Raw genomic sequence first — 22,441 nt, forward strand, 5'->3', positions numbered from 1 at the left:
GCGTGAATATCTCCGTCCGCCTCTTTTTCGGCTACTTCCTCATCGTCGGGCTGGCCGCCTGGTTCGTGCTCAACGTCGTCACCCACGAAACCGAACCCGGCGTCCGTCAAGCCACCGAAGAAACACTCGTCGACACCGCCCACGTCCTCGCCGAAATGGCCGCCCTCGACCTCTCCGCCGGCCGCATCGGCCAAGGAGCCTTCGCCGACTCGGTGCGCGCCGCCATCCGGCGCAGCCCGCAAGCCGACATTTCCGGCGTGCTCAAGGAACACATCGACTTCCGCATCTACGTCACCGACGCCCACGGGGTCGTCGTCTACGACTCGCGGCAAGCCGCCGTCGGCGAAGATTTCTCGCAATGGCGCGACATCGCCCGCGTCCTGCGCGGCGAATACGGCGCCCGCCAATCGCGTGAAGACCCCTACGACCCGGCCAGCTCGGTCATGCACGTCGCCGCCCCGATCTTCTGGCAGGGCGAACTGATCGGCGTCCTCTCGCTGGCCAAGCCAATGTCCTCGGTCGCCCCCTACGCCGAGCGCGCCGCCCAACGCGTCAAGGCATCCGGCCTCATCCTGCTCGCCGCCTCCGCCGCCATCGGCCTCAGCTTCACCCTCTGGCTCGGCTGGTCGATCCACCGCCTGCGCGACTACGCCCGCGCCGTCGCCGAAGGCCGCAAAGCCGAAGCGCCAACCGGCGGCGGCCGGCAGCTCTCCGAACTCGCCCAAGCGCTCGCCACCATGCGTGAAAAGCTCGAAGGCAAGCAATACGTCGAGCGCTACGTACAAAACCTCGCGCACGAACTCAAAAGCCCGCTCACCGCCATCCTTGGCGCCGCCGAAATCCTTGAAAGCGACCCGCCGGCCGACGACCGCCACCGCTTCACCCTCAGCGTCGCCGAACAAGGCCGCCGCCTGCAAGCCATCATCGACCGCATGCTCCTCCTCGCCCGCGTCGAACAACTGCAAGCCCCGGAAGGCGACCAAACCCTCGACCCCAAAGCCCTGCTCGACACCTGCCTGTCCCTGCGCCAGCAAGCCCTCTCCGGCCGCCAACTGCAAACCCGGATCACGGCAATCAGCACCGCCCCCATCCGCGGCGACGCCCTCCTGCTCCAACAAGCCCTGCTCAACCTCATCGACAACGCCATCGACTTCTCGCCCCCCGGCAGCACCATCGAACTCGACATCGACGCCACCGACGACAGCATCAGCTTCCACATCCGCGACCACGGCCCCGGCGCCCCCGACTACGCCCTGCCGCAAATCTTCGACCGCTTCTACTCCCTGCCCCGCCCGGCCACCGGCAAGAAAAGCACCGGCCTGGGGCTGGCGCTGGTGCGGGAAGTGGCGAGGTTGCATGGTGGGGATGCGGGGTTTGAGAATCACCCGGAAGGCGGCGCCATCGCCACCCTGCGCTTAGCCCGAGCCGACTGAGCGGCTGAACAGACATGGGCCTGGACACGGTCGAACTCCTACTCAACGTAGAAGAGTGCTTCGGCGTCGCCATCACCGACGAATCTGCTGCCAAACTCGCCACACCGCGGCAACTCGCCAACCATGTCGCCAAGCTGCTGGCGGCGCAATCGCCGGAAGGCAGTAGCGCCGGGGCAAGCACCTGCCTCAACCAGCGCGCTTTCTATCGACTACGTCGCACCTTCATCGCCGAAACATGGCTGTCACGCAATGCGCTTCGCCCGACCACGCCGCTCGCCACGCTCTTTCCCGATCAGCGGACGGCGTCCTGGCGGCGTCTGCGGCGCACCCTGGCCGCGCTCGATCTGCCCCGGCTGACTGTTACCACCCCGATCAGCGCCCTGGCCCAGATCGTCATCACCAGCCTGTCAGCCCTGCTCGCCGCCTACCTTGCGCTTTCGCCGTGGGCTATCCTGGCTGCCGCATTCGCCGGCTGGTTCCTCAGCCTGGCACTCTGCGACCGGCTGGGAACACAGTTCCCAAGCGGACTGAACACACTCGGCGACCTCGTTCCCTACATCCCTGTCGAGCCACCCATCGTCTGGCGAGAAGGGGAAATCCTGCAGCAAGTCTGCCTGCTCACCGCCCGGCAGAGCGGCCTGTCGCTCGAGCAAGTCAATCCGGACGCACATTTCGTTCATGACCTCGGCCTCGATTGAGCAGAGCCCCGAACACTTCTACGGTCAACCGGAAAAAATGGCCAAGATTGAAATGCGGTCAGGCGCGGAGGCAGGGGGAACAGCCGACCACACCTCATGTCAAATTGCATTCATCCCGTAAATCCGGATGTCGCCAATTTGCAGAAGGAGGCAAAGCAATGGAAACGCAAACCAAACAAACCGAGCAAGCGCCGATGCAGGCCGTGCCGCAAGAGGAACACCAATGGCTGCAGCAACTGGTCGGCGAATGGACAACCGAGGCTCAGATGACCGCAGGACCCGAGCCTGGCGAGGCATGCAAGGGCACCGAGAAAGTGCGATGCCTGGGCGGTCTCTGGGTCATGGCCGAGGGACAAGGCCAGATGCCGGACGGCGGCAGCGCAACGATGATCATGACCATCGGATACGACCCGACAACGAAACGCTATGTGGGCACCTGGGTCGGCTCGATGATGACGCACATGTGGATATACGACGGCGAACTGGATTCCGCCGGAAAGGTTTTGACACTCAACTCCGAAGGCCCCGACATGTCGCCCGGAGCAACACCCGGAAAGCGGGCCAGGTACCAGGACGTCATCGAGATCAAATCCGCCGACCATCGGACTCTGACTTCCCATTGCCAGAGCGACGACGGCAACTGGCAGCAGTTCATGACCGCCAACTACCGACGCACGAAATAGATCCGAGCCTCGGTCCATTCGATGTCGAGGAGGGCAATATGGCAGTCGAACTCAACCACCTCATCGTCATGGTGCGCAACCAGGCGAATTCAGCGAAATTCTTCACCGAGATTCTCGGGCTCGCTGCAGCCACCCGTTTCGGCCCCTTCCTCGTAGTACAAACGGCAAACGGCGTGAGCCTTGATCTCGACGAAGCCGACGGTGAGATCACCCCAATGCACTACGCTTTCCTGATCAGCGAAGCCGAGTTCGACGAGATTTTCGGCCGTATCCAGGAGCGGAACATCGACTACTGGGCCGACCCGGGCCGACGCCATCCTGGCAAGATCAATCATCAAGACGGCGGTCGAGACGTCTATTTCCGGGATCCGAATGGACATCTGCTGGAAATCATCACCCGGCCCTATGGCAGCGGCTAACTACCGGAACAGGCCCGGTCGTCAGAACGGGCCTGCACCACGGCGCCCCCTGTAACAGGCCATGTCATGGACCCCGCAGTCCTTCGCCTGGCCGCCGACGCCGTCCTGATCCTTCATCTGGCCTTTGTTCTGTTCGTTGCTTTCGGCGGCCTGCTGTTATGGTGCGCCCCCCGCGTTGCCTGGCTGCATGTACCGGCCTTCCTTTGGGGGGCGACAGTCGAGTTGACCGCCTTGAACTGCCCGCTGACCCGCCTGGAAAACCAGCTCCTTCAGGCCGGCGGCGGCACCGGCTACGAGGAAGGCTTTATCGCGCACTACCTGCTACCGATCCTCTACCCAGTCGGACTGACGCAGGAATTCCAGATCGGCCTGGGAGTGGCGGTATTGGCGGTGAATGGGCTGTTGTATGGGATACGGCTCCGTGACCTGGCGGGGTCGTTTCGTTCCCGTTGAACGCCTGCCATTTTGCTGATTGCTACGATCAACGATCATTTTCGTGGCGTCACGAAAATGGTCAAACTTGGTAGCGGTGCCGAGCGCATCATCGACGCCTTCGTGCTCACCCGCGAGCACGCCCTATTCACTCCGATTCTCCTTTGACTGCTCTTCCTTTAGCTGTTTGCTGCCTTCGTGAATATTATCTAGGCCACGGACAACGAGGTAAACACCAGCGGTGATGAACGCAAAAACCATGGTCAAATCGAATTCGCCATTTTTCAAAAGTTCATGTCCATTATTCATTGCGATAGCAACACCGACTAAGAGTTCTGTTGCTCCATAAATAGGCCGATATTTTTGCCTGAAAAGGAATAAAACATGACCGGCAATCAAAACGGCGACAGCAGAAATCACTTTCACTACATAGTCATCGAGGTTTGGGGATTGCATCCAAGCAACTGTATCGACTGCTGAAGAATAAACGGACAGAATAACCACGCCGATTGGAATTAGGAAAACAGACCCTATTATTGCCCCTTCAAACGCTTCACGAGCGCTCGGGTAGTATCGCGTAACCTCGCCATCCGAGCCTATTTTCTCATCGACGGAGTAATTTGAAAAAAACAGGAAAATAGTAACTGGTACAACATATTTCAGGATAGACAAAAAGTCAGATGGAGTTCTGGTGATAATGGTGTGGATAACGCACACGGAACAAATGACCAGCAAAAGTACCGCGTAAACTCTGGATATGATTTTAATGACCATTGTTGAATATCAGTTTGGTGAAAAAAGTGCGACTCGTGATTGTATTTCGCATAATGATAGACATCATATAAGGATTCTCCCGCGCAAAACGGGGGCCGAGTCATTTCCGATCCCATGACCACCTACCATTTTGCTGGTTGCTACGGTCAACCGGAAAAATTGGCCAATTTTCAAATTCAATCCGTCGGCACAGCGCTTGTCTCCATGTCATTTTGTCTGAAGGCGGACTGCCGGAGGCAACTGTCAAACAGTATTTGACAGTTCAAAACAAAGGCGGCAGAAGCGTCAAGCGGAAAGCACTGCTGTACGGCCGGCCGATGATTTTAGGCTCCGAACTACGGGTGTGCTCGCCGCACGGCACACCGTTCCGACAGGCCGGAAAAACAAACAAACCGCCCCACTTCACCCCCACTTCACCGTCGCTTCGACAAGTCCACACTCACGCCTTCCAGACTCGCTCCTGTCATTCAACCAGGGAGTTCGAGATGGACAAGAAATTGCTATTCAAGATGCTGGCTATTGGCCTGATGGCCTTGTTGTTGTTGATTCCGCTGGCCATGGTGGAGAGCCAGATCAGCGACCGGGCGCAGCGTCAGCGGGAGGTTCAGGACAATATCGCCAATAGCGCGGCGGGCGAGCAGACGCTGGCCGGGCCGGTGCTGGCGATTCATTACCGGGAGACGGTCGAGGTTCCGGCGGAGTCGGAGAAGACCGGGCCGCGTCGGCAGGTGGTCGAGCGCACGCTGCTGTTGCCGCCGACCGAATTGAATCTGGATGGCGAGGCGGGGGTGGAGACGCGCCAGCGTGGCATTTATCAGGCGCGGTTATTCCGCCTGACGGCGAACGGCAGCGGCTATTTTGCCGTTCGCCCGCTGGCCGAACTGCTTGGCGGCAAGACGGTGAGCAATGTCCGCCTCGCCCTGCAACTGGGCGTCAGCGATCCGCGCGGCATCAGCAACGACCCGCGCATCACGGTCAATGGCAAGGCCTACCGCTTTGCCTCGGCGGAATCCCCAGGCGAAAGCGGCTTGCGCCGGCTGACCGCCGATCTCGGGCCGGTCGACCTGCAGCAGGCCAGCCGCTTCGACTTCAGTTTTCCGCTGCAACTGACCGGCACGACGCGCCTGGCCTTTGCCCCGGTCGGCGAGGCCAACCACATCCATCTAAAGTCGGACTGGCCGCACCCGAATTTCGGCGGCCGTTTTCTGCCGCAAACCCGCAGCGTCAGCGGCAAAGGCTTCGAGGCGCAATGGGAAGTCTCGCACCTTGCCCGCAATTTCGACGCGGCGCTCAAGGCGAACAGCGGCGAAGCGTTGAGTATCGATTTCATTGATCCGGTCAATGTCTATCTGCAGGCCGAGCGGGCGGTGAAATATGGTGTTTTGTTCATCGTCCTGACCTTTGCCGGCTTTTTCCTGACTGAAATCCTGCGCCGCACGCCGATCCATCCGATGCAGTACCTGCTGGTCGGGCTGGCGCTGGCCATTTTCTTCCTGCTGCTGATCGCCTTTTCGGAACACCTCGCCTTCGCCGCCGCCTACGGCATTGCCGCCTCGGCGTGTATCGGGCTGATCGCCTGGTACCTCGCCGGCGCACTCGGCGGCTGGCGTCAGGGCTTCGCCTTCGGCAGCGGACTGACCGGCCTCTACGGCGTGCTCTACGGCGTCCTGCTTTCGGAAGACAATGCCCTGCTCATGGGCAGCCTGCTCCTCTTCCTTGCGCTGGGCGCCGTCATGCTCGCCACCCGCCGCCTGAACTGGTACGGCCTCGGCAACCGCCTGATGGAGTCGGCCGAATGATCAGCCTGCCCGCCGCATTCACCCGCCGCCCTGGCAGGCTAGGCGGGCGGCTGGGCCGCTGGCTCGGCATCGCCCTGCCCGTCCTGCTGCTGTGGCCGGCCTGGCACCTCAAGCACCCGCTGCTGTTCGCCTTCCGCCATGTCGAAACGCCGCTGCTGCTTGGCTTGCCGGTGCTTGCCCTGATCTTTCACCGGCGCCTCCCCAAGCTAGCTCGCCCGCTCTTTCTCGCGGTGTTCGCGCTGACCGCGTACCGCGAGTTGGAATACCGGCAAATGCGCGATGCCGTGCTCGAAGCCGGGCCGGCCATGCAGGCGGTGGGCGCTCACCTCGTCGTCGGCTACACCGACCTCGACGAGTTGCGCCCGCTGGCGGCGAAAGGGCTGATCGGCGGCATTTATCTGGCTAAGCGCAATGTGCGCGGTCGCGATCTGGCGGCGGTCGCCGCTGACATCGCCGAGTTGCAGGCGATTCGTCGCCGGGCCGAATTGCCGCCGCTGATCGTCACGGCCGACCAGGAGGGCGGCGCCGTGTCGCACCTGTCACCCCTACTCGAAGCGTTGCCGCCGCTGGCCAACTTCGCGGGCAGCCGCGACCCGGCGGCCGATGCCCGCGCCTATGGCGAACGCCAGGGCCGGGGGCTGGCCGATCTCGGAGTTACGCTCAATTTCGGCCCGGTCGTCGACCTGCGCCCGGCCGACAAACCCTGGCCCGACCCGTTGAGCAACATCGCCGCCCGCGCCATCGCCAGCGACCCGCAGCAGGTCGCCGACATTGCCGGCGGCTATCTCGACGGGCTCAACGCCGTCGGCGTGCGCGGCACGCTCAAGCACTTCCCCGGCCTTGGCCGGGTGCGCACCGACACCCATCTGCGGCCGGCCGTCCTCACCGCCTCGGCAGACGATCTGGCTGCCGACTGGCAACCTTTCCGGCAGCTGGCCGGCCACCCGGCGGCGGCGATCATGCTCGGCCACGTGACGCTGACCGCGCTTGACGCCGAGCACGCCGCCTCGCATTCGCCGGCCATCGTCGATGGCCTGCTGCGCCAGACCTGGGGCTACGACGGCCTGCTCATCACCGACGATCTCAACATGGGCGCTGTTTACCGCAAAGGCATCGGCCGCGTTGCCGGCGAGGCCTTTGCGGCCGGCGTCGATCTCGTGCTGGTCAGCTACGATCCGCGCCAGGTCTATCGCGCCCTAGCCGGCGCCGCCGAGGCCCTGGCCGAGCACCGCATTGCACCCGCCCGGCTTGCAGAAAGCGACCGCCGCCTGGCGGACTTTGCCAACCAGCCAGCGCCGGGTGCGCCGGCCGGTCTAATGCAGGTACGTTTGAGGTCAGATGCCACTGTCTCCCGTCATCAACCGGACTTCCACGGTCAACCGGGTTTACTGCGTGAAACGCAAAAAACGGCCAAAATTGAAATGTGTCCTGCACCGTCAACGCGACCGCAGTTTGGCGGGAAGCCGACCCGCCTCTGATAAAATGCCCGGCTTTACCGTTTCCTGACGCCCGGCGCCGGGCATCCCCGTCTTGTGGAGAGCAACACCATGTACCAGTCCCCCCTCATCCAGGATCTGCACGATCGCGGCCTGATCGCCCAGATCACCGACGCTGCCGCGCTCGACAAACTGCTGACTGAGGAATCGGTAACGCTCTATTGCGGCTTCGACCCGACGGCGGACAGCCTGCACCTTGGCCACCTGGTCCCGGTCCTCATCCTCAAGCGCTTCCAGGAAGCCGGCCACAAGCCCATCGCGCTGGTCGGCGGCGCCACCGGCATGATCGGCGACCCGAGCTTCAAGGCCACCGAGCGCAAGCTCAACACGCCGGACGTCATCGCCACCTGGGTCGACAAGATCCGTGGCCAGGTCGAGCCTTTCCTCAAGTTCGACGGCGCCAACCCGGCCATCATGGCCAACAATTACGACTGGTTCGGCGGCATGAACTGCCTCGAATTCATGCGCGACATCGGCAAGCATTTCTCGGTCAACGCCATGATCAAGAAAGAATCCGTGCAGCAGCGCCTGCAGCGCGAAGACCAGGGCATTTCCTACACCGAGTTTTCCTACAGCCTGCTCCAGGGCTACGACTTCGCCGAACTCAACAAGCGCTACGGCTGCGTGCTGCAGATCGGCGGCTCCGACCAGTGGGGCAACATCGTCGCCGGCACCGACCTGACGCGCCGCCTGCACCAGCAGCACGTCTTCGGGCTGACCCTGCCGCTGATCACCAAGGCCGACGGCACCAAGTTCGGCAAGACCGAATCCGGCGCCATCTGGCTCGACCCGAAAAAGACCTCGCCCTACGCTTTCTATCAGTTCTGGCTCAACACCAGCGACGCCGACGTCTACAAGTTCATGAATTTCTTCACCTTCCTGCCGGTCGCCCGCATCGCCGAAATCCAAGCGGCCGACCAGGCCAGCGGCGGCAAGCCGGAAGCCCAGCGCATCCTGGCCGAAGAAGCCACCCGTCTGGTACACGGCGAAGTGGCGCTAATGGCCGCCCGACGCATCACCGACAGCCTCTTCCACGGTCAACTGGAAAATCTGACCGAAAACGACCTCGAACAACTGGCCCAGGACGGCATGCCCGGCGTGCAGATCGACAAAGCCAACGCCAACCTGATCGACGCCCTCGTCGCCGCCGGACTGGCCAAATCAAAATCCGAAGCGCGCACTTTCATCCAGAGCGGCAGCGTCGCCATCAACGGCCAAATGGCCGAGGGCCTCGACCATCAAATCGCCGACGACGAGCGCCTCTACGGCCGTTTCACCATCCTGCGCCGGGGCAAGAAAAACTACGGGCTGGTCAGCTGGCAGTAAGCGGTTTTTGTCGGCGCGCTGAACCAAAGTGTTACAGCGCGTAAATGCACTAAACGTGAAGCATTTCCGGACGTTAATGAATTTACCGGGTAAATTTTCCGGTAGAGAGTTACCGAAGGAGATGCGCCATGACCTATTTAAGCCCCAGCCAAATCAGGTCGCTTGCCGAAACATCGACGACAGCGGCCACCTACCTTGACGCCTGCGATAACGGCGCAAAATTCGTTCGACTGGATCCGACTTATTACCAGGCATGCGCTCGCCTGCTGACGAGCATCTTTACCGTAGTCGACGCCGCTAGAACCTTCCCGGATCTGCTCAGCCGCTCACCGTCGGCCCGCAATGCGGCCGAATCACTCGAAATGGAACATCACATCAGGGTCAGCCGAACCGGCTACTACCCGCGGCTTGCTGCCATCCTGGCCCGCGCTTCGGTATAAAAATCCGGGCTTCCTTTCGGACGAAGAAGCCCCGGCCGGCCAAGAAGTGCGAGCACCGAGAACGCCGGCACCGGTCTAAATCGGCGCCGCAGTCGGGAGCAATGCTAGAATTTCGCCCCCGCTCCCTTTCCCTATCCCGATGCGCCAGCTGATTCTCGATTTGCTGCCCGAAAGCTCGCCCACGCTGGATAATTTCGTCGCCGGCGGCAATACTGAAACCGTGGCCTTGTTTACCCAATGGCTGGCCGGAACGCGCACCGACACCTCTTTCTGCCTGTGGGGCGAAGCTGGCTCGGGATGCTCGCATTTGCTACAGGCGAGCGGCTTTGCCTATGTCGACGCGGCCCTCGACCCGACGCTGAAAAGCGCACCAACCGCAGAGCAACTGGCTGTCGATCACGTTGAAAACCTCGACGAAACCGGCCAGATCGCCCTTTTCAACCATTTCAACCGCCTGAAAATGGCCTCCGGAATGCTGTTGACCGCAGCAGCGCAGCCCCCGGCCCACCTCACGCTGCGCGAAGACCTTCGTACCCGCCTCGGTTCCGGCCTGATCTGCCGCCTGCAACCGCTGTCCGATGCCGAAAAGGCCGAAGCCCTGGCCACCCAGGCCAAAGAGCGCGCCCTCAAGCTGACGCCGGAAATCATCGATTACCTGATGCGCCACGCCCCGCGTGACATGCGCACGCTGTCAGCCATCATCGTTGCGCTCGACCAATACACACTGGAGCAGAAGCGCGCCGTCACCCTGCCGCTGCTGCGCGAACTGCTGCAATCTCCGCCAGGTTGATACAGCGCCGACTGTTACCCTGTGCGCAACGCCACACTCGGGAGCACGCATGAGTCATAGCAAGTCCCCCACCGGCATCTGCCAGGTCTGCGGCAAAACCTTTCCGGCTCGCGAGTTGATCGCCGCGCCGCTGATCCGCGCCAATATCGCCAACAACATTCAGGCCGATCATCCGGAGTGGTCGCCTGACAGCCACATTTGTCAACCGGACCTGGCGCGCTATCGCGGGCAATACATTCACTCCCTGCTGGTTTCTGAAAAAGGTGAGCTGTCGGAACTTGAGCATGAGGTCCTGCAAAGTCTGCAGACCCACCAGACGCTGGCCGCCGACGTCGAGAGCGACTACGCCGAAAAATGGAATCTCGGCGAACGACTGGCCGACCGCATCGCCACCTTTGGCGGCAGCTGGACCTTCCTGATCGTCTTCGGCCTGTTCATCGTCGCCTGGATCACGATCAACTCGCTGGTGCTCTATTTTCGCCCGGTCGATCCTTTTCCGTTCATTCTGCTCAACCTGCTGCTTTCCTGCCTGGCCGCCATTCAGGCGCCGGTGATCATGATGAGCCAGAACAGGCAGGAGACGAAAGACCGCCTGCGCGCCCGCAACGACTACCAGGTCAATCTCAAGGCCGAACTGGAAATCCGCCAGCTTCACGAAAAAATCGACCATCTGCTGTCGCATCAATGGGAGCGCATGATCGAAATTCAGGAAGTTCAGCTCGATCTGCTCAACGAATTGCGCCGTCCCCGGTAAACTTCGCCTCAAACTAACATTCGCTTACGAACCACCATGAACCTTGCCCTCTTCGACCTCGACAACACCCTGCTCACCGGCGACTCCGATTTCGAGTGGGCGCAATTCCTGATCAGCAAAGGCGTCGTCGACCGCGAATTGCAGGAAGCGAAGAACATCCAGTTTTACGAGCAATACAAGGCCGGCACGCTCGACATCTACGAGTTTCTCAATTTCCAGCTCGCCCCGCTGACCCGCCATTCGCGTCAGGAACTCGATGCCTGGCATGGCGAATACATGGCCCGCCACATCCTGCCGATCATCGGCCAGCCGGCCCGGGCGTTGGTCAAGCAGCACCTTGACGCCGGCGACCTGTGCGCTATCGTCACCGCCACCAACAGCTTCGTCACCGGCGCCATTTGCCGCGAATTCGACATCCCGCACCTGATCGGCACCATTCCCACGGTCAACCCCGAAAATGGCCGATTTTCTGGATCGCCAACCGGCACGCCGTCCTTCCGCGAAGGCAAGATCGAACGCGTCGAAGCCTGGCTCGAAGCCCTCGGCCTGTGGTGGGGCAGCTTCGCCGACAGCTTCTTCTACAGCGACTCACATAATGACCTGCCGCTGATGACCAAGGTCAGCACACCGGTGGCCGTCGATCCGGACGAAAAGCTGCACGCGCATGCCAGTCAAATGGGCTGGAAAATCATTACTTTGCGGTAGAATCCGCCTTTTCCCGTAGCGCCCAAAACGCTCATTGAACGGTAATACGTGATCCGCAAATTCATTTCCCGCGTTTTCAGCGGCAAGAAGCCCAAGGCCGGCAAGCACGAACCGGCCGTCATTCCCGTCTCCAGCCACGGCATCACCCGCGACCGCATCAGCAGCGGCAGCCGGCGCGTTTGCGAAACCCTGCAAGGCCATGGCTTCAAGGCCTACGTCGTCGGCGGCGCCGTACGTGACCTGCTGATCAACGCCGTGCCCAAGGATTTCGACATCGCCACCGACGCGACGCCGGAAGAAATCCGCCGCGCCTTCCGCCGCTCGCGCATCATCGGCCGCCGCTTCCAGATCGTGCATGTCATGATGGGCCAGGAAACGCTGGAAGTAACCACCTTCCGCGGCATGCTCGACGAGAAAACGAAAACCGACGAACACGGCCGCGTCCTGCACGACAATGTTTTCGGCAGCCATGCAGACGATGCCGCCCGCCGCGATTTCACGGCCAACGCCCTGTATTACGACCCGGCGACCGAAGCGGTCATCGACTACCACCACGGCGTCGGCGATCTCAAGCAAAAAACCCTGCGCATGATCGGCGAGCCGCGTGCCCGCTACCGCGAAGACCCTGTGCGCATGCTGCGCGCTGTCCGCCTCGCCGCCAAGCTCGGCCTGTTCATCGACCCGGAAGCCAAGAAGCCGATCCGCGAAATGGCCAGCCTGCTCGAAAACGTGCCGGCCGCCCGCCTCTTCGACGAAATGCTCAAGCTGCTGACCTCCGGGTATTCGGTCAAATGCATCACCCAACTGCGCGATGAGGGCTTGCACCACGGGCTGCTGCCGCTGCTCGACGTCATTCTTGAGCAGCCGATGGGCGAGAAATTCGTCATGCTCTCGCTGAAGAACACCGACGACCGCATCGGACAGGGCAAGGGCGTTTCGCCTGGCTTCCTGTTCGCTACCCTGCTCTGGCACGAAGTGCTGGCCCACTGGGAAAAGCTCAAGGCCAAGGGCGAAGCGAAGATTCCGGCGCTCTATCAGGCGATGGATACGGTCATCGACGTGCAAGGCGAAAAACTCGCCATCACGCGCCGCATCGCCGGCGACATCAAGGACATCTGGTCCCTGCAGCCGCGCTTCGAAGCGCGCGCTGGCAAACGCCCCTACGCCCTGCTCGAACAGCCACGCTTCCGCGCTGGCTACGACTTTCTCGTCCTGCGCGCCGAATCCGGTGAAATCGACATCGAACTGGCCGAGTGGTGGACGCGCTTCCAGAAGGTCGATGGCGAAGAACGCGCCGAAATGCTGCAACCCGAGCAGGCCGGCGACAAGAAGCGCCGTCGCCGCAAGAAAAAACCGGCCGCCGAAGGTAGCTCGCCCAACCCCGCAGAATGAACACTGCCTACGTTGCGCTGGGCGCCAACCTCGGCGACCCGGCAGCTACCGTGCTCGCTGCCTTCGCCGCCCTGGCCAACCTGCCGGAAAGCCGCGTCACTCACGGCTCCTCGCTCTACCGGACAGCGCCGGTCGGTCTTACCGATCAGCCAGAATTCGTCAATGCGGTAGCCCAACTGGAAACCACGTTGGCCCCCGAAGCCCTGCTTGACGCGCTGTTTGAGATCGAGCAACGCTTCGGCCGCATCCGCTCAGAAAAGAACGGCCCGCGCACACTGGACCTCGACCTGCTTCTCTACAACGACCAGTTCATCGACCTACCGCGCCTGACCCTGCCCCACCCGCGCCTGCACCTGCGCGCCTTCGTCCTCCAGCCGCTGGCTGAAATTGCCCCGCAGCTGGTCATCCCCGGCCGCGGCACCGTCGCTGCCTGGTTGCCCGCCGTCGCCAATCAGGGCATCGTCCGGCTATGAACGTTTTCGGTTTCCACATCCCCGTCATCTGGCAGACGGTGACGCTGCTGGCGCTGTCGAATGTCTTCATGACTTTCGCCTGGTACTCGCACCTCAAGCACCTCAACGACAAGCCGTGGTGGATCGCCGCGCTGCTTTCGTGGGGCATCGCGCTGTTCGAATACCTGCTCCAGGTGCCGGCCAACCGCATCGGCAATACCGAGCTCAGCCTCGGCCAGCTCAAGATTTTGCAGGAAGTCATCACCCTGGCCGTCTTCGTGCCTTTTGTCATTTTCTACATGCATCAGCCGCTCAAGCTTGACTACTTGTGGGCAGCTCTGTGTATCCTAGGCGCCGTCTATTTCGTTTTCAGGACCTGAATGTCTGCCCAAGTCACCACCCGCCGCCTGACCCAGGCCGATCTTGCCAAGCTCTACGCTGCAGGCGAGAAAGTCGTCATGTTCACCTGCTACGACGCCAGCTTCGCCCGTCTGCTCGACGGCGCCGGCGTTGACTCGATCCTGATCGGTGATTCGCTGGGCAATGTCATTCAAGGCCACGACACGACGCTGCCGGTCACCGTCGCCGACATCGCCTACCACACCGCCTGCGTCAAACGCGGCTCGGACCACGCTTTCATCATCGCCGACATGCCTTTTGGCAGCTATCAGGAATCGCCGGAACAAGCCTTCTGCAACGCCGTCACGCTGATGGCGGCTGGCGCCCAAATGGTCAAGCTGGAAGGCGGTCAGGAAATGGCAAAAACCGTCAAATTTCTGGTTGACCGTGGCATTCCGGTCTGCGCCCACGTCGGCCTGACGCCGCAATCGGTCCACGCACTGGGCGGCTACAAGGTCCAGGGCAAGGGCGAAGCTGCCGCGCAGAAACTCAAGGATGACGCGTTGGCCGTGCAGAACGCCGGCGCCACGATGATCGTCCTCGAAGCCATTCCGGCCGTGCTGGCCACTGAAGTGACGGCGCTGCTCAATATCATCACCATCGGCATCGGCGCCGGCAAGGACTGCTCCGGCCAGGTCATGGTGCTGCACGACGCCTTCGACATCCCGCCGGGCAAGAAGGCCAAGTTCGTCAAGAATTTCATGGAAGGCGCCAGCAGCATTCATGACGCTGCCTGCCGCGCCGTTGCCGCCGTCAAGGACGGCAGTTATCCCGGCCCCGAACACACCTATTCCGCTTAAACCCATGCAAATCATTTCCGCCATCGCCGACCTGCGTGCGGCGCTCAAGGGGCGCGGCCGCGTCGTTTTCGTGCCGACCATGGGCAACCTGCACGCCGGCCACATCAGCCTGATGGAACAAGCCCGGGCCCATGGCGATACCGTCGTCGCCTCGATCTTCGTCAATCGCCTGCAATTCGGCCCGAACGAGGATTTCGACAAATATCCGCGCACTTTCCAGGCCGACTGCGACAAGCTGGCGGCAGCTGGCGTCGACATCCTGTTCGCCCCGACTGAAGCCGATCTTTATCCGGAACCGCAGGAATACACGGTCGAGCCGCCAGCCATCCAGAACATCCTCGACGGCGAGTTCAGACCCGGCCATTTCCGTGGCGTCGCCACCGTCGTCCTCAAGCTGTTCAACATCGTCCAGCCGCAGGCCGCCGTCTTCGGCAAGAAGGACTACCAGCAGCTCATGGTCATCCGCAACATGACCCGCCAACTGGCCTTGCCGATAGACATCGTCGGCGGTGAAACGGTGCGCGCCGAGGACGGCCTGGCCCTTTCTTCACGCAACGGCTACCTGAGCGAGACCGAGCGCGCCGAAGCGCCGCGCCTGCACCGCTTGCTCAACGAATTTCGCGCCGCCATCCGCGGCGGCAGAACCGACTATGCTGTTTTGGAAAATGAGGCAATTTCCGGGTTGACCGTGGCAGGCTGGAAAACCGACTATGTTGCGGTGCGACAACAGGCCGACCTGTCTCTGCCGAAAGGCGTAGATGCCCCACTGGTGGTCCTTGCCGCCAGTCGTCTGGGAAACACGCGGCTGATCGACAACATCGAGATTTGACGCGGAAAAAATATCCATAATTACGGCCATTGACAGCAAATCCATTGTCGTTACAATGCGCTTCCCCCAACTATCTGGATGAGTGAAACCATGCAGAGAACTATGCTGAAATCCAAGTTGCACCGCGTGACTGCAACCCACGCCGACCTGCACTACGAGGGTTCCTGCGCCATCGATGAAGACCTGCTTGAAGCGGCGAACATCAAGGAATACGAACAGATCGATATCTGGAACGTAAACAATGGCGAGCGTTTCACCACCTATGCCATCCGCGCCGAACGCGGATCGGGCGTCATTTCCGTCAATGGTTCGGCAGCCCGCCGCGCCGCCCCGGGCGACATCTTGATCATCGCCACCTTCGCCGTCTATAACGAAGTCGAACTGGCCCGTCACGAACCCGATCTGATCTACGTCGATTCGCAAAACCGCATCACGCGGCGCGGTCACAAGATTCCGGTGCAAGCAGCCGCCTGATCGTGAAGTAATTCGTGCCCATTGAAAACCCGCCGCTCGGCGGGTTTTTCTTTTGTGTAAAATACATCAAAAAAATTTACATAAATTCAAAAATCTACATCGATTTTGGAGACAAACCATGGGCATTGCTTTCGCCAAGACCCCGAAGGGGCATGACGAAATCACCACGAAGGCCGGCGGGCTGTCACCGCGGGTCAGACGGGTATTGATATTCATTGACGGAAAAAGGACCGTCGACGACTTGCGCGGCATGTTGCAGTCGGACGACTTGCAGCACACGCTGGGCATGCTGGAGGAAGAGGGTTATATCGAACTAGCCAGCGTCACCAACGCTGTCGGAAAACCCGTGGCGCCGCAAGCGCCGCTGGCTTCGATCACCGCCTTCGGCGAACTGCCCGACAGTCACGATCCGGTCCGCCTGCAGAAGGCGCGCAATTTCATGACCAACACGTTGAATGCTTTCGTCGGCGCCCTCGGCAACAGTTCGCTGCTCGACCGCATCGAACAGGCGGCCGGCCATGCCGAACTGCGCGCCATGTACGACGAGTGGTATCACGCCATCGTGATGTCACGCGAAGGCAAGCGCGAGGCGGAAGGCCTGCGCACCAAGCTGCTCGCGGTCATCTGACGCCGACGGGGCAGTAAGCAGCCCCGTCAAATTTCAGCTTTCCGGAGTTTCAGCCACCACCTTGGCCTTGCGCGGACGCGACGGACGCTTGGCCTTGGCCGGCTTGGCCTCGCCCTCGGCACTAGTGGTCGTGGTCACGGCGGATACCACCGGCGACTCGACAACCGGCTGGGCGGCATCTTTGACCGCATCGGCCTTGCGCGGGCGACGAGCGCCACGGCGCGGCTTGCTTTCGGCCTTTTCTGCCGAAGCAGATTCGCTGGCCTCCGGCTGAGACTGGCTTTCGACTGACAGAGCGTCGGATGCCGACTCGACCGGCTCGCTCACCGACCGCTCCCGAGCATTGCGCGAACGACGGCCGCCACGTCGGCGGGCGTTGCCTGAAGTTTCCGGCTCACCTGCCGGTGATTCCATTTTTGACTGATTTTCCGGGTTGACCGTGGAAACAGCCGTTGCTTCCATGGCCGACACATCCTGCTCTACCGACTGCTCGCCGCCGGCTTCGCTTTCGCCCGAGGCGGAACGGCCCTGCCCGCGGAATACATAGGCGCCCTTGTCATCGCGACCAAAGCCGAGCAAGCCACGGCTGGCGGCTTCTTCGAGCAGATTGCCGAAGGTCCGGAAGCCGTAATAGCTTTCGTTGAAGCCCGGATTGCGCCGCTTGACAACCTCCTTGAGGACCGAGGCCCAGATGCGCTCGCTTTCGCCACGGTCGGCCATGAGGTCGACGAAGGTGGCGGCGACGATATCGACCGCCTTGGTCTTGCGTTCTTCCTGCTTCTGCTTGCGATTGGCTTCTTCTTCCGGCGAGCGCTTCGGCGCTTCGCGGTCACGCCGAGCGCTGCCACGGCCTTCGCGGTCACGGACGAGATCGTCGTAGTAGATGAATTCGTCGCAATTGGTGACGAGCAGGTCGGAACACGACTGCTTGACACCGACGCCGATGACTTTCTTGGCGTTTTCGCGCAGCTTGGAGACGAGCGGCGAGAAATCGGAATCGCCGGAGATGATCACGAAGGTATCGACGTGGGCCTTGGTATAGCAGAGATCGAGGGCATCGACGACCATCCGGATGTCGGCCGAGTTCTTGCCGGACTGGCGGACGTGCGGAATTTCGATGAGTTCGAAATTGGCTTCGTGCATGGCCGACTTGAAGGCCTTGTAGCGATCCCAGTCGCAATAGGCTTTCTTGACCACAATGTTGCCCTTGGCGAGCAGGCGCTCGAGAATCGGCTTGATATCGAACTTCTCGTAATTGGCATCGCGGACGCCAAGGGCAACGTTTTCGAAGTCACAAAAGAGCGCCATGCTGGCGTTGTCGTTGGCTGCGGCCATGAAATGCTTTCAACTTGAGGAGGCGTGAGTATACCGCCGACCCCGCTCCCCCGGATGCCCCAAGTAATTCCCCATTTTTAGCGGGCATCAAAGATTGCCCATGCCCCGGCGACCTACCATCCGTCGGCCAAACAATTTCCGAAAGGGGGAAAACAATGAGTGGTGCTTTCACCAAATCGATGGCGCGGAACATTTTTTACGGGGGGACCGTCTTCTTCTTCCTGCTGTTCCTGGCGCTGTCATTCGACACCCACACGCAACTTCCGAAACGCGACATGCGGGCCAATATCACGCCGCAAATCGCCGAAGGCAAGAAGCTATGGGAAGTCAATAACTGTATCGGTTGCCACACCTTGATGGGTGAAGGTGCTTACTTTGCCCCTGAACTGGGCAACGTCATCGTTCGCTACGGCGACGAAGGCGTCAAGGCATTCATCCAGAGCCGTCCGAAAGAGGGCATTCCAGGTCGCCGCAGCATGCCGCAGTTCAACTTCACAGACGAGCAACTGAACGCCATTGTGGCCTTTCTGAAGCACGTCAATTCGATCAACGATGCCAACTGGCCGCCCAACGACCAAGGCTGATCGAGAGGAGAAACTGAACATGCAATTTAAATCTCAAGCGGTTGCAAAACCCTACTTCATCGCGGCTATTGGCCTGTTTGTCGGTCAGATCCTGTTCGGCCTCATTCTTGGCCTGCAGTATGTGCTCGGCGACTTCCTGTTCCCCGCCATTCCGTTCAACGTGGCCCGCATGGTCCACACCAACCTGCTCATCGTCTGGTTGCTCATGGGCTTCATGGGCGGTGCGTACTACATGATCCCGGAAGAATCCGAGACCGAACTGTTCAGCCCGAAACTGGCGCTGATCCTGTTCTGGACCTTCCTGATCGCCGGTGCGCTGACCATCATCGGCTATCTGGCCGTACCGTACGCCACGCTGGCAGAACTGACCGGCAACAACATCCTCGAAACCATGGGCCGCGAGTTCCTCGAACAGCCGCTGCCGACCAAACTCGGTATCGTCGTCGTTGCGCTGGGCTTCCTGTTCAACCTCACCATGACCATGCTGAAGGGCAAGAAGACTGCCATTTCCATGGTGCTGATGATCGGTCTGTGGGGCTTGGCCGTCTTCTTCCTGTTCTCTTTCTACAACCCGGTGAACGTCGTACTCGACAAGTTCTTCTGGTGGTGGACGGTGCACCTCTGGGTTGAAGGCGTATGGGAACTCATCCTCGGCTCCTTCCTCGCCTTCGTGCTGATCAAGACGACCGGCGTCGACCGTGAAGTGATCGAAAAGTGGCTCTACGTCATCGTCACACTGACGCTGATCTCCGGCATCATCGGTACGGGTCACCACTACTTCTGGATCGGCACGCCGGAATACTGGCAGTGGTGGGGTTCCATCTTCTCCGCACTGGAACCGATTCCCTTCTTCGGCATGACCGTGTTCGCTTTCAACATGGTGAACCGTCGCCGTCGCGAGCATCCGAACAAGGCTGCCGTACTGTGGGCGCTGGGCACCGGTGTCATGGCTTTCCTGGGCGCTGGCGTGTGGGGCTTCCTGCACACCCTGGCTCCGGTCAACTACTACACGCACGGTTCGCAGATCACCGCAGCGCATGGTCATATGGCTTTCTATGGCGCCTACGCCATGGTCAACCTGATGATGATCTCCTACGCCATGCCCATCCTGCGCGGCCGTGCTGCCAACAGCAACAAGTCGCAAGTGCTGGAAATGTGGTCGTTCTGGCTAATGACCGTGGCCATGGTCTTCATCACGCTGTTCCTGACCGCTGCGGGCATTCTGCAAGTCTGGCTGCAACGCGTTTCCGACACTCCGCTGCCGTTCATGGTGGTGCAGGACAAGATCTCGCTGTTCTACTGGATGCGTGAGTGGGCCGGCGTGGTCTTCCTGATCGGTCTGATTCTCTACATCCTCAGCTTCTTTGTCGGTGGCAAGGAAGAGAAGGCAGCCTGATCGGTAGTTCGCTGAAATAGCACTAAAAAGGCGCGGTTCGCAGGAACCGCGCCTTTTTTATTGCTGGCCGGATTTACGCCAGATCGAAGCGGTCAGCGTTCATGACCTTGGTCCATGCGGCAACGAAGTCCTGGACGAACTTCTCCTTGCTGTCATCCTGCGCATACACCTCGGCGTAGGCGCGAAGGATGGCGTTTGACCCGAAAACCAGATCGACCCGGGTCGCCGTCCACTTGACCGCACCAGTCTTGCGGTCGCGGATTTCGTACAGGTTCCGACCCACCGGCTTCCAGGTGTAAGCCATATCGGTCAGGTTGACGAAGAAGTCGTTGGTCAGCGCCTCGACGCGATCAGTCAGCACCCCGTGCCGGGTGCCGCCGTGGTTGGTCCCCAATACGCGCATGCCGCCAACCAGCACCGTCATCTCATGGGCGGTCAGACCGAGCAACTGCGTGCGGTCGAGCATCAACTCCTCGGCACTGACCACGTAATCCTTCTTGAGCCAGTTGCGGTAGCCGTCAGCCACCGGCTCGAGGAACTCGAAGGACTCGACGTCGGTCATCGCCTGACTGGCATCGCCACGGCCAGGGGCGAAGGGAACGCTAATGTCGACACCCGCCGCCTTTGCCGCCTGCTCGACGCCAAAGTTGCCGGCCAGGACGATCACATCGGCGACGCTGACACCCGTCTGCGCCGCAATGCCTTCGAGGACGGCAAGTACCCTGGCCAGCCGGGCCGGCTCATTGCCTTCCCAGTCCTTTTGCGGCGCCAGTCGGATGCGCGCGCCATTGGCCCCGCCACGCATGTCCGAACCGCGGAAAGTGCGAGCGCTATCCCAGGCCGTCGCCACCATGTCGCCGATGCTCAGGCCGCTGGCGGCGATTTCAGCCTTCACCGTGGCGACGTCATAGCCGGCACGGCCGACCGGTACCGGGTCCTGCCAGATCAGGTCTTCCTGCGGCACTTCGGGTCCGATGTAGCGCGCTTTCGGCCCCATGTCGCGGTGTGTCAGCTTGAACCAGGCGCGGGCGAAGACTTCCGAGAAGTACGCCGGATCCTTGTGGAAGCGTTCGGCGATCTTGCGGTACTCGGGGTCGAACTTCATCGCCATGTCGGCGTCGGTCATCATCGGCTTGCAGCGGATCGAGGGGTCCTCGACATCGACCGGCATGTCTTCTTCCCTGATGTTGACCGGCGCCCACTGCCAGGCGCCAGCCGGGGATTTTTCCAGCCACCAGTCGTAGCCGAGGAGCAGGTCGAAGTAGCCGTTGTCCCATTTGGTCGGGTGGGTGGTCCAGGCGCCTTCGATACCGCTGGTCACGGTGTCGCGGCCAATGCCCCGGCTGGTGTGGTTGTTCCAGCCCATGCCCTGTTCTTCGACGTCGGCCGCCTCTGGGGCCGCCCCCAGATTGGCAGCGCTGCCGTTGCCGTGCGCCTTGCCGACGGTGTGACCACCGGCGGTCAGGGCGACGGTTTCTTCGTCGTTCATGGCCATCCGGGCAAAGGTGACGCGCACGTCGTGTGCGGTCTTGAGCGGGTCGGGCTTGCCATCGACGCCTTCGGGATTGACGTAGATCAGTCCCATCATGACGGCGGCCAGCGGGTTTTCCAGATCGCGCTCGCCGGAGTAACGGCTGTTCGGGTTATCGGTCGGCGCCAGCCATTCCTTTTCAGAACCCCAGTAGGTGTCCTTTTCGGGATGCCAGATGTCCTCGCGACCGAAGGCGAAGCCGAAAGTCTTGAAGCCCATGGATTCATAGGCAACGTTGCCGGCGAGAATGATCAGATCGGCCCAGCTCAGCTTGTTGCCGTATTTCTTCTTGATCGGCCACAACAGGCGACGGGCCTTGTCCAGGTTGACGTTGTCGGGCCAGGAATTGAGCGGGGCAAAACGCTGGTTGCCGGTGCCGCCACCACCACGGCCATCGGCCACCCGGTACGAACCGGCCGAGTGCCAGGCCATGCGGATCATCAGGCCGCCATAGTGGCCCCAGTCGGCCGGCCACCAGTCCTGGCTGTCGGTCATCAGGGCGACCAGGTCTTTCTTGAGGGCGGCGACATCGAGCTTTTTGACTTCCTCGCGGTAGTTGAAGCCCTTGCCCAGCGGATTGGTCTTGCTGTCGTGCTGATGCAGGATGTCGAGGTTCAGCGCATTGGGCCACCACGCCATGTTGGAGTTGCCGCTGGCCGTATTGCCGCCATGCATGACCGGGCATTTGCCGGCGCTCTTCGTTTGATTGGTATCCATCTCTACTCTCCTCGGTGAATGACGTTCAGGAAAACGTTCAAATTGATATTAGGAAAACGTAGTATTTAGTGCCAATTGATTGACCGGATACGGTTGATAGGCGACCGCTATCAAGACGACGGCAGGCTTATTCTCTCTTGCTGATTTCGACAGTG

General features: G+C 61.1%; 24 protein-coding genes. 21 read left to right on the forward strand and 3 right to left on the reverse strand.

What is annotated here, in order from left to right; genetic code table 11:
- The first annotated feature begins 2 nt into the window (after positions 1-2).
- The 5 genes from creC to WBK19_RS17235 all read left to right on the forward strand — a co-directional run bounded on the left by creC (position 3) and on the right by WBK19_RS17235 (position 3,686).
- Complete coding sequence (gene creC / locus WBK19_RS17215) at positions 3-1,433, forward strand: two-component system sensor histidine kinase CreC (protein WP_511291923.1); 1,431 nt, start codon at positions 3-5, stop codon at positions 1,431-1,433.
- 14 nt (positions 1,434-1,447) lie between these two features.
- Entirely contained in the window at positions 1,448-2,131 is a 684-nt protein-coding gene (locus WBK19_RS17220) for an acyl carrier protein (protein ID WP_511291925.1), read from the forward strand.
- 158 nt (positions 2,132-2,289) lie between these two features.
- Positions 2,290-2,814: a DUF1579 domain-containing protein gene (locus WBK19_RS17225; protein ID WP_511291927.1), complete on the forward strand. Its 525-nt coding sequence runs from the start codon at positions 2,290-2,292 to the stop codon at positions 2,812-2,814.
- A gap of 38 nt (positions 2,815-2,852) precedes the next feature.
- Complete coding sequence (locus WBK19_RS17230; protein WP_511291929.1) at positions 2,853-3,233, forward strand: VOC family protein; 381 nt, start codon at positions 2,853-2,855, stop codon at positions 3,231-3,233.
- Positions 3,234-3,299: 66 nt separating this feature from the next.
- A complete protein-coding gene (locus WBK19_RS17235) occupies positions 3,300-3,686 on the forward strand; it encodes a DUF2784 domain-containing protein (protein ID WP_511291931.1) in 387 nt (128 codons plus the stop codon).
- Between the two features lie 123 nt (positions 3,687-3,809).
- On the opposite strand, the gene WBK19_RS17240 is transcribed toward WBK19_RS17235, so the two are convergent.
- Complete coding sequence (locus WBK19_RS17240; protein ID WP_511291933.1) at positions 3,810-4,439, reverse strand: hypothetical protein; 630 nt, start codon at positions 4,437-4,439, stop codon at positions 3,810-3,812.
- 485 nt (positions 4,440-4,924) lie between these two features.
- Here WBK19_RS17240 and creD point away from each other — a divergent pair, with 485 nt between their 5' ends.
- The 14 genes from creD (at position 4,925) to WBK19_RS17310 (ending at position 16,723) form a co-directional block, all read left to right on the forward strand.
- Positions 4,925-6,238: a cell envelope integrity protein CreD gene (creD, locus tag WBK19_RS17245; RefSeq protein WP_511291935.1), complete on the forward strand. Its 1,314-nt coding sequence runs from the start codon at positions 4,925-4,927 to the stop codon at positions 6,236-6,238.
- The gene (locus WBK19_RS17250; protein ID WP_511291937.1) at positions 6,235-7,716 is read left to right on the forward strand and encodes a glycoside hydrolase family 3 N-terminal domain-containing protein; all 1,482 of its coding nucleotides are present in this window, start codon (positions 6,235-6,237) and stop codon (positions 7,714-7,716) included. Before creD ends, WBK19_RS17250 begins: the two co-directional genes overlap by 4 nt.
- A gap of 69 nt (positions 7,717-7,785) precedes the next feature.
- Positions 7,786-9,060 carry a tyrosine--tRNA ligase gene (tyrS, locus tag WBK19_RS17255; RefSeq protein ID WP_511291939.1) on the forward strand — a complete coding sequence of 425 codons (1,275 nt, stop codon included), beginning with the start codon at positions 7,786-7,788 and terminating at the stop codon, positions 9,058-9,060.
- A gap of 128 nt (positions 9,061-9,188) precedes the next feature.
- Positions 9,189-9,500, forward strand: coding sequence for a hypothetical protein (locus WBK19_RS17260; protein WP_511291940.1), 312 nt, complete (start codon positions 9,189-9,191; stop codon positions 9,498-9,500).
- A gap of 139 nt (positions 9,501-9,639) precedes the next feature.
- The gene (hda, locus tag WBK19_RS17265; protein ID WP_511291942.1) at positions 9,640-10,290 is read left to right on the forward strand and encodes a DnaA regulatory inactivator Hda; all 651 of its coding nucleotides are present in this window, start codon (positions 9,640-9,642) and stop codon (positions 10,288-10,290) included.
- A 49-nt stretch (positions 10,291-10,339) separates the two neighbouring features.
- Positions 10,340-11,044 carry a DUF1003 domain-containing protein gene (locus WBK19_RS17270; protein WP_511291944.1) on the forward strand — a complete coding sequence of 235 codons (705 nt, stop codon included), beginning with the start codon at positions 10,340-10,342 and terminating at the stop codon, positions 11,042-11,044.
- Between the two features lie 36 nt (positions 11,045-11,080).
- A complete protein-coding gene (locus WBK19_RS17275; protein WP_511291946.1) occupies positions 11,081-11,749 on the forward strand; it encodes a histidinol-phosphatase in 669 nt (222 codons plus the stop codon).
- A gap of 48 nt (positions 11,750-11,797) precedes the next feature.
- Positions 11,798-13,141, forward strand: a complete 1,344-nt coding sequence (gene pcnB, locus WBK19_RS17280; RefSeq protein WP_511291948.1) for a polynucleotide adenylyltransferase PcnB — start codon at positions 11,798-11,800, stop codon at positions 13,139-13,141.
- The gene (folK, locus tag WBK19_RS17285; RefSeq protein WP_511291950.1) at positions 13,138-13,614 is read left to right on the forward strand and encodes a 2-amino-4-hydroxy-6-hydroxymethyldihydropteridine diphosphokinase; all 477 of its coding nucleotides are present in this window, start codon (positions 13,138-13,140) and stop codon (positions 13,612-13,614) included. Before pcnB ends, folK begins: the two co-directional genes overlap by 4 nt.
- Positions 13,611-13,973, forward strand: a complete 363-nt coding sequence (locus WBK19_RS17290; RefSeq protein WP_511291952.1) for a DMT family protein — start codon at positions 13,611-13,613, stop codon at positions 13,971-13,973. Before folK ends, WBK19_RS17290 begins: the two co-directional genes overlap by 4 nt.
- On the forward strand, positions 13,974-14,792 hold the full coding sequence (panB, locus tag WBK19_RS17295) for a 3-methyl-2-oxobutanoate hydroxymethyltransferase (protein ID WP_511291954.1): 819 nt from the start codon (positions 13,974-13,976) through the stop codon (positions 14,790-14,792).
- Positions 14,793-14,796: 4 nt separating this feature from the next.
- Positions 14,797-15,621 (forward strand): pantoate--beta-alanine ligase, encoded by an 825-nt coding sequence (panC, locus tag WBK19_RS17300; protein WP_511291956.1) that lies wholly within the window; start codon positions 14,797-14,799, stop codon positions 15,619-15,621.
- Between the two features lie 90 nt (positions 15,622-15,711).
- Positions 15,712-16,095: an aspartate 1-decarboxylase gene (gene panD, locus WBK19_RS17305; RefSeq protein WP_226401091.1), complete on the forward strand. Its 384-nt coding sequence runs from the start codon at positions 15,712-15,714 to the stop codon at positions 16,093-16,095.
- 118 nt (positions 16,096-16,213) lie between these two features.
- Positions 16,214-16,723 (forward strand): hypothetical protein, encoded by a 510-nt coding sequence (locus tag WBK19_RS17310; RefSeq protein WP_511291958.1) that lies wholly within the window; start codon positions 16,214-16,216, stop codon positions 16,721-16,723.
- Between the two features lie 33 nt (positions 16,724-16,756).
- Here WBK19_RS17310 and WBK19_RS17315 read toward each other — a convergent pair whose 3' ends face one another.
- Positions 16,757-18,058 (reverse strand): NYN domain-containing protein, encoded by a 1,302-nt coding sequence (locus tag WBK19_RS17315; protein ID WP_511291960.1) that lies wholly within the window; start codon positions 18,056-18,058, stop codon positions 16,757-16,759.
- Positions 18,059-18,213: 155 nt separating this feature from the next.
- Here WBK19_RS17315 and WBK19_RS17320 point away from each other — a divergent pair, with 155 nt between their 5' ends.
- Complete coding sequence (locus tag WBK19_RS17320) at positions 18,214-18,642, forward strand: c-type cytochrome (protein ID WP_511291961.1); 429 nt, start codon at positions 18,214-18,216, stop codon at positions 18,640-18,642.
- A 19-nt stretch (positions 18,643-18,661) separates the two neighbouring features.
- Positions 18,662-20,038: a cbb3-type cytochrome c oxidase subunit I gene (locus WBK19_RS17325; protein ID WP_511291963.1), complete on the forward strand. Its 1,377-nt coding sequence runs from the start codon at positions 18,662-18,664 to the stop codon at positions 20,036-20,038.
- Between the two features lie 73 nt (positions 20,039-20,111).
- Here the strand turns inward: WBK19_RS17325 and katG are convergent, their stop codons facing one another.
- A complete protein-coding gene (katG, locus tag WBK19_RS17330; RefSeq protein WP_511291965.1) occupies positions 20,112-22,286 on the reverse strand; it encodes a catalase/peroxidase HPI in 2,175 nt (724 codons plus the stop codon).
- Between the last annotated feature and the right edge of the window lie 155 nt (positions 22,287-22,441).

The organism is Azonexus sp. (genome assembly GCF_049652925.1).
In the GTDB taxonomy this organism is placed as follows: domain Bacteria; phylum Pseudomonadota; class Gammaproteobacteria; order Burkholderiales; family Rhodocyclaceae; genus Azonexus.